At 69.1% G+C, this 4,590-nt stretch carries 6 protein-coding genes; all 6 read right to left on the reverse strand.

The genetic code is table 11. The features are described 5' to 3' along the window. Positions 1–146: 146 nt before the first annotated feature. The 6 genes from QH270_RS00300 to QH270_RS00325 all read right to left on the reverse strand — a co-directional run bounded on the left by QH270_RS00300 (position 147) and on the right by QH270_RS00325 (position 4,179). Positions 147–1,046 carry a cutinase family protein gene (locus QH270_RS00300; RefSeq protein ID WP_280338334.1) on the reverse strand — a complete coding sequence of 300 codons (900 nt, stop codon included), beginning with the start codon at positions 1,044–1,046 and terminating at the stop codon, positions 147–149. A 121-nt stretch (positions 1,047–1,167) separates the two neighbouring features. Then, the gene (locus QH270_RS00305) at positions 1,168–1,539 is read right to left on the reverse strand and encodes a hypothetical protein (RefSeq protein ID WP_110037992.1); all 372 of its coding nucleotides are present in this window, start codon (positions 1,537–1,539) and stop codon (positions 1,168–1,170) included. Positions 1,540–1,549: 10 nt separating this feature from the next. Continuing rightward, complete coding sequence (locus tag QH270_RS00310) at positions 1,550–1,951, reverse strand: roadblock/LC7 domain-containing protein (protein ID WP_280338335.1); 402 nt, start codon at positions 1,949–1,951, stop codon at positions 1,550–1,552. A 47-nt stretch (positions 1,952–1,998) separates the two neighbouring features. Continuing rightward, positions 1,999–2,928, reverse strand: coding sequence for a hypothetical protein (locus QH270_RS00315; RefSeq protein WP_280338336.1), 930 nt, complete (start codon positions 2,926–2,928; stop codon positions 1,999–2,001). Next, positions 2,925–3,311 (reverse strand): hypothetical protein, encoded by a 387-nt coding sequence (locus QH270_RS00320; RefSeq protein ID WP_280338337.1) that lies wholly within the window; start codon positions 3,309–3,311, stop codon positions 2,925–2,927. Before QH270_RS00320 ends, QH270_RS00315 begins: the two co-directional genes overlap by 4 nt. 262 nt (positions 3,312–3,573) lie before the next feature. After that, the gene (locus tag QH270_RS00325) at positions 3,574–4,179 is read right to left on the reverse strand and encodes a tetratricopeptide repeat protein (protein WP_280338338.1); all 606 of its coding nucleotides are present in this window, start codon (positions 4,177–4,179) and stop codon (positions 3,574–3,576) included. Between the last annotated feature and the right edge of the window lie 411 nt (positions 4,180–4,590).

Genomic DNA, 4,590 nt, shown 5'->3' on the forward strand with positions numbered 1-4,590 from the left:
TCGCCGCCATCGCCGTCCTGCTGGCCCTGACCCCCGCCCACCAAGCCACCCGCCCCGGTTGGGTACGTGCGCCCGCCAACCCCCCCCCCCCCCTCACATTCCACCGCCCGGGGGCCCCCCCCCCGGGGCCTTTTCCGTGAACTACCTCAGGCCTGCTGGGCGATCCAGTTGTGCATCCAGGAGATGGCCGTCTGACCGCCACCGACGGAGTAGCTGCCGTAGAGGGTGTGGGCCTGCGAACGGTAGAACCGCTCCAGGTCCTTGGCCCGCTGCTGGTTCGCCGACTCCGAGAGCTGCGCCTGCAGGACCGGGACGCCGCCGTGCGCCATCAGATCGTTGATGATGGCGCCCGCCTCGATCTGGTAGCGCCACATGTTCGCCGGGTTGGCGTCCGAGCTCTGCGCCAGGAAGCCGGCGAACCGGGTGACGAAGTCGTCGGTCGCCGTCGCGCAGTAGAGATCGTCGACCGCGCAGATGGTGCGCACCCGGTCGCCGATCCAGCCGAACCCACCCGGCCGCGCGCCACCGGCGCCCGCGCCCGCGGCGATCGGTCCGACCTGGATGTCGGTGGGCGAGCGGCGCGGATCGGAGATCAGGCCGACGGCCTTGACCTTGCCCGGCGGGATGGTGCTGACGCCGGTGCCGATCTCGGCGGCGAGGTCGCCCGCCGCGTCGGCGCCCTGGCTGTAACCGACCAGCGCGATATCGGTGTCACCACAGGCGGCGAGCTTGGCGGTGATCAATCCACGCGCGGCATCGACGGCCTGCTTCTTGGACTGGCCGTAGACATCGCCTTCCCACGGGAACGCGGTGGCGGCGTAGGTGACGTAGTCGACGTCGGTGTTACGGGGTAGGCCGTTGGTGACCCCGGCGAGCATGCCGGGGCCAGGTTCCTTGTCATGGCCCGTTTCCCAGGTACCCGGGATGGCCACTACGTACAAACTCGGGCAGCCCGGCGCCGCGCTCGCGCTGGTGCCGGCCGCCATGATGCCGGTAGTCATCGCCGCGGCAACGCCCAGCGCCGCGACAACCTTCTTCAACTGCATACCGCTCCAGTTCAACCTTGCTCGCGTGTGGAGCAAACCCCGTCAAGTCGGCCCAGACCTCGCCGCAGAACAGAATAGGCGTACGGGTGCGCCGGTGCCACACGACCGCCGGATTTCTTCCTCACACCTCGAGGTCCTCTTCGATGCCCCTGAGGCGGTGGCGGGCCAGCGCGAGATTGGCGCGCCCGCGATCGAGGGCGAGGTAGAGGAAAAGGCCCTTGGATTTGCGTCCGGTCATCGGCCGGATCAGGTGGTATTGGGTACCCAGGCTGATCAGGATGTCCTCGATGTCCTCGTTGAGGCCGAGCTGCTCCATCGTGCGCAGCTTCGCCCGGACCACCTCGGTGTTTCCGGCGGCCGCCACCTGCAGGTCCAAAGCCTTGGTGCTGCTGAGCATTCCGAGGGCCATGCCACTGTTGTAATCGACGACGGCGGCGCCGATCGCACCGTCGATCACCATCATGTCCTTCAGCGCCAGATCCATATTCGACATATCGAGCCTTTCACTCCGGTTCTTTCTCGGGGTGCGTCATCGCCAGATGTTCGGCGATGGCGCGAGCCACCGGCCGCGACTCCAGGTGGAGCCGGCCGACGTTCACTTCCGGACCGGCGAGCACGGTCAGCGAGGTGTAGCCGGCGGCGTAGATCACCACCTGCCCCTCGGAGCCGAGCACGACGACCTCGTTGAACCCGCCACCGTGCGCGGTGGTCGCCAGCCGGTACGACAGGGCCAGCTGCGCGGCCGCCATCGCGGCCATGCCCGCGGGTTCGATGTGCGGGGGTAGGTCGTGCTCGATGAGCATCCCGTCGCTGGAGGCCACGAGCGAGCCGGTCAGCCGCGGCACCCGCGCCCGCAGCGACTGCAGTTCGGCCAGCACGGCGGTATTGCGTTCGGGCACCGTCACTTTCGACAACCTTCCCCTCCATTCACCGAGCAGCCTCTTCCGCACGGTCACGCAAGCTCCTCCAACGCCGCTCTGAGCCGGATGAGTACATCGCGGTCGACCTGCTGCCAGCGTTCGGGTTCGTACGGCGCCGCGCCGGTGAGGTTTCCGCGTCGCCGGACGGTCGCGGTCGCTTCCTCGTCGACCGCGTGCCGTCCGGTTCCTTCGTTCGTCCCCGGCGCACCGAGCGCGGGGATGCGTCTCGGAAGGGCGGGCACGGTGGAGTTCGGCGACTCGGGCGCCGAATGTCGTTGGGGCGCCGCGTCGTCGACTGGGTCCGGCGCGAGGGCGAGATGCCTGCCCGTCGGCCTGGCCTCGACGGGCTCCTGGATCAGGCCGGCGGTGGTGAGCGCGCGGACGTCGACGAGGCAGCCGTAGGTGGTGCGGCCGAGGTCGCGGGCGATCTCGGCGATGCTGCGGCGCGCGTCGGCCGCGGCCAGGATCTCGGCCTGACCGCCGGTGAGCACCAGGCGATTACGGCGGATCCGGCCCACGGGAACCACGGGCACGGTGGCGACGAGGTCGGCGGGCCATGGGCCGCGTTCGAGCTGGCTGCGGCGGGCGAATTCGTGGACGAGAGTGTGCGGTGCGATGCGGCAGACAGGCGCGAGCCAATGCTCCGGCGCGGGCCGGAATTCCGGTTCGTCGGCGGTGGCGAGCAGCAGGTAGGCGGCGTCGAAGACCGACAGCAGCGCGAGCGTCTCCAGGCGGGGGCGGTGCAGCAGCGGGCCGGGATCGCCCGCCCCGGCGCGGCGCCAGTCCTCGGCGGTCGCCACCCCGGCCTCGACGACGAGGCGGTCGAGGCCTATGGTGCGCCGGCAGCCCGCCGAGGCGATCGCGCCACGGGCGAGATGGAATTCGCCGTCGCCCACGCGCAGGACGCCCGTCGAGCCCTGTTCCTCGAGGCGGTGCAGTTCCTCGGCCAGTGCCGCGCTCATCGCTCGCCGCCCGCCAGTTCGGCGAGCGCGCCGCGCAGCTGATAGCGGGCCATACCGAGATTGCCGCCGTCGCCGTCGAAGACGACGTGCACGAACAGGCGGCCGTCGAAGTCGCCGTCGACAAGGTGCAGCAGGTGGAATCCCCCGGTCCGGCAGACGACGAGTTCGGTGATGTCGTCGCCGTCGCGCCCCGTGGCCAACGCCGTGCAGCCGAGCACCGCACGCAGCACATCGGTCGTCGCCGCCGCGTCCTCGTGTTCGTCGACGACGTCGTGTACTCCAGCCGCGGCGATCGCCAACCCGCTGGACCCGTCCACCAGTGTCACGCTGCGCGCACCCGGAATATCCATGATGCGTTTCAGGCAGCCGTCGAGAGAATTCACACGCCCCGCGCCCTGTCATCGATCGGTTATCGAACCGAGACGTTATACCCACCCGCAAACATCCGCACCTCGAACGCCGGAAAATTGCTGCGCCCCATAATGTTTGCTGAGGTTTGCTGGAAAACCGCCCGGTATCAATACTTTTCAGTAACCTCGGCCGAATTCGCCAGCAAACTCCAGAACGTCAAGCTCAGGACATATTTCGCCGCCGGCGACCGGCGCGCGAACATCACGGAACAATCACGGCGACCGTAGCCGAGGGTCAGCCCGCGGCCCTGCGGTACCAGGATTCGGCCTCCCGGTGCGCGCCCTGCGCTTCGAGCAGGGCGGCCAGATTCGCCATCGCCCTGGGGTGGCCGTAGTCGGCGGCTCGACGGAAGCAGCGGCGGGCCTCGGTGAGCGCACCGAGGCGACGCAGCAGCATGCCGAGATTGTTGATGGCGTCGATATCGCCGTGGTCGGCCGCGTCGCGGTACCAGGACTCGGCCTCCTCGAGCCGGTTCTGATCCTCGCAGAGGCGGGCCAGGTTGTACATGGCGTCCACGTTGCCCGCGAAAGCGGCGTGGTGGTACCAGGTTTCGGCCTCGCGCCGGTCACCGCACTGGTACAGCAGGGTGGCCAGGTTGTACATGGCGTTGGCGTTGCCGCCCGCCGCGGCACGGCGATACCAGGACTCGGCCTCGTCGAAATCACCGAGCTTGTCGAGCAGCACGGCCAGATTGTTCATCGCCCTGGTGTGACCCGCCGCGGCCGCGCGCCGGAACCAGTACTCGGCTGCCTCGAAATCGCTGTGGTCGTAGTAGATGTTGGCGAGGTTGTGCATGGCGGTGCCATCACCGCGCTCCGCGGCGCGATGCAGGCCGGCCATCGTTCCCGGCGGTAACGGCACAGCTCCCCCTCGGATCACCGGTTACACATCGATAACGGAAAGTCTATGTGCTGCACCGGAGATCAGCCACGTCGTTTGCCGAGGCACCGAACTCGTTGCGCCCCTACCCAGTTCAGCCCCCTAGGCACACCTGTGGTTACCGGGTGCCGAGACGCGAAAGCGGGCCCGGGGGGGGAAATTGAACGGGGGGGCGGGGTTTTAGGGGATAAGGGGGGGGGGGCGCCCGGGGGCCCCCCGCCCCCCCCCCGCGGGGGGGGGGCCCCCCGGGCTTACCCGCAAAACCCGGCCCCCCCGTTTAATTTCCGCCCCCCGGGCCGCTTTCGCGTCTCGGCACCCGGTAACCACAGGTGTGCCTAGGGGGCTGAACTGGGTAGGGGCGCAACGAGTTCG

Source organism: Nocardia neocaledoniensis (assembly GCF_029868625.1).
GTDB classification, from domain to species: domain Bacteria; phylum Actinomycetota; class Actinomycetes; order Mycobacteriales; family Mycobacteriaceae; genus Nocardia; species Nocardia neocaledoniensis_A.